2 protein-coding genes are annotated in these 2,116 nt (G+C 66.7%); one reads left to right on the top strand and one right to left on the bottom strand.

Annotated features, from left to right (window positions below):
- Positions 1 to 474: amidohydrolase family protein (locus tag VN856_RS25115; RefSeq protein ID WP_325694384.1), on the bottom strand; the 474-nt coding region annotated here is incomplete at its 3' end.
- 77 nt (positions 475 to 551) lie between these two features.
- On the opposite strand from VN856_RS25115, the gene fadD8 reads away from it, so the two are divergent.
- Positions 552 to 2,116: fatty-acid--CoA ligase FadD8 (gene fadD8 / locus VN856_RS25120; protein ID WP_325694386.1), on the top strand; the 1,565-nt coding region annotated here is incomplete at its 3' end.

Consider the following 2,116-nt stretch of genomic DNA (forward strand, 5'->3'; position numbering starts at 1 on the left):
GGCGGCACACGAGTTGAAGAAGGCCTTGTGTCCGGAGTTGTGAATGATCACCAGCGGATCGTCGGGCGCGATGTCGTCCAGCCAGGTCAGCGTCGGCTCCGGCAGTCCGGGCTGCAGCAGCGCATCCCAGCCGAGGAGGTAAGCGCCGTCTGGCCCGCGCCGTTTTACCTCGCTGCGAACAGCCTCGACGACGTCGTCGGCGTTGCGCATCGTGACCGGCCGGATGTCCACCAGCCGGTCCGACAGCGCGATCGCCTCCATCAGCGGATGGCCGTGTGCCTCAATAAATCCCGGCATGACGCAGCCGTCACCGATATTGAGAGTTTGGGTGGTTGGGCCGGTGAAATCGGCCATCTCGGAGCGGTCCCCCACCGCGACGATCCGGCCGTCGGCCACCGCCAGCGCCTCAACGGTGGGCCTGGTGTCGTCGACGGTCAGCACAGTTCCGGTGATGACGAGGTCTGCAGCGGCCATGGGCACGAAGCCTACTGATGGCCGAGGCGCCGAAGGGGGTAGCAGACAAGAATTGCAACACGTTCTAGTCTGGCCACATGAGTGACGAGCTGCTGCGCAACCCGACCCATAACGGCCATCTGTTCGTCGGCGCGCTCAAGCGCCACAAGGACAGGCCGGTGCTGTTCCTCGGCGACACCACGCTGACCGGCGGTCAGCTGGCCGAACGTGTCAGCCAGTACATCCAGGCTTTCGAGGCGCTGGGCGCCGGCACCGGCGTCACGGTCGGCATGCTGGCACTCAACCGACCCGAGGTCCTGATGATCCTCGGCGCCAGCCAGACCCAGGGCTACCGGCGCACCGCCCTGCACCCGCTGGGTTCGCTGGACGACCACGCCTACGTGCTCTCCGATGCCGGCGCCACGGCGCTGATCATCGACCCGAACCCGATGTTCGTCGAGCGGGCACTGGGCTTGCTGGACAAGGTCGACTCGCTGAAGAAGATCCTGACCATCGGGCCGGTGCCCGAGGAGCTGAAGGATGTCGCGGTCGATCTGTCCGCCGAGGCGGCCAAGTACTCCCCGCAGCCAATAGTCGTGGCGGACTTGCCGCCTGACCACATCGGCGGCCTGACCTACACCGGCGGCACGACCGGTAAGCCCAAGGGCGTCATCGGCACCACCGGGAACATCGCGACGATGACGCAGATCCAGCTCGCGGAGTGGGAGTGGCCAGAGCACCCGCGGTTCTTGATGTGCACGCCGCTGTCGCACGCCGGTGCGGCGTTCTTCACGCCCACGGTGGTCAAGGGCGGCGAGATGGTGGTGCTGGGCAAGTTCGATCCGGCCGAGGTGTTGAAAGTCATTGAAGAGCAACGCATTACGGCCACGATGTTGGTGCCGTCGATGCTGTATGCGCTGATGGACCACCCGGATTCACACACCCGCGACCTGTCGTCGCTGGAGACCGTCTACTACGGCGCCTCGGCGATGAACCCGGTGCGGCTGGCCGAGGCGATCCGGCGGTTCGGCCCGATCTTCGCCCAGTATTACGGGCAGTCCGAGGCGCCGATGGCGATCACCTATCTGGCCAAGGGCGACCACGACGAGAAGCGGCTGACGTCCTGCGGGCGCCCGACCTTGTTCGCGCGGGTGGCGTTGCTCGGCGAGGACGGCAAGCCCGTCGCGCAGGGCGAGCCGGGCGAAATCTGCGTCAGCGGGCCACTTTTGGCCGGCGGCTACTGGCACCTGCCCGAAGCGACGGCCGAGACCTTCAGGGACGGCTGGCTGCACACCGGTGACATGGCCCGCGAAGACGAGGACGGGTTCTACTTCATCGTCGACCGGGTCAAGGACATGATCGTCACCGGCGGCTTCAACGTCTTCCCCCGCGAAGTTGAGGACGTCATCGCCGAGCATGCGGCGGTCGCGCAGGTGTGCGTGGTCGGCACGCCGGACGAGAAGTGGGGTGAGGCCGTGACCGCGGTTGTGGTGTTGCGCCCGGACGCACCGACCGACGACGCCGCGATCGAGGCGATGACCTCCGAGATCCAGGCCGCGGTCAAGGACCGCAAGGGTTCGGTGCAGTCACCCAAGCGGATAGAGATCGTCGACGCGCTGCCGTTGACCGGGCTGGGCAAGCCGGACAAGAAGGCCGTGCGGGC

Origin of the sequence: Mycobacterium sp. (genome assembly GCF_035603715.1) — a bacterium.
Lineage (GTDB): Bacteria > Actinomycetota > Actinomycetes > Mycobacteriales > Mycobacteriaceae > Mycobacterium.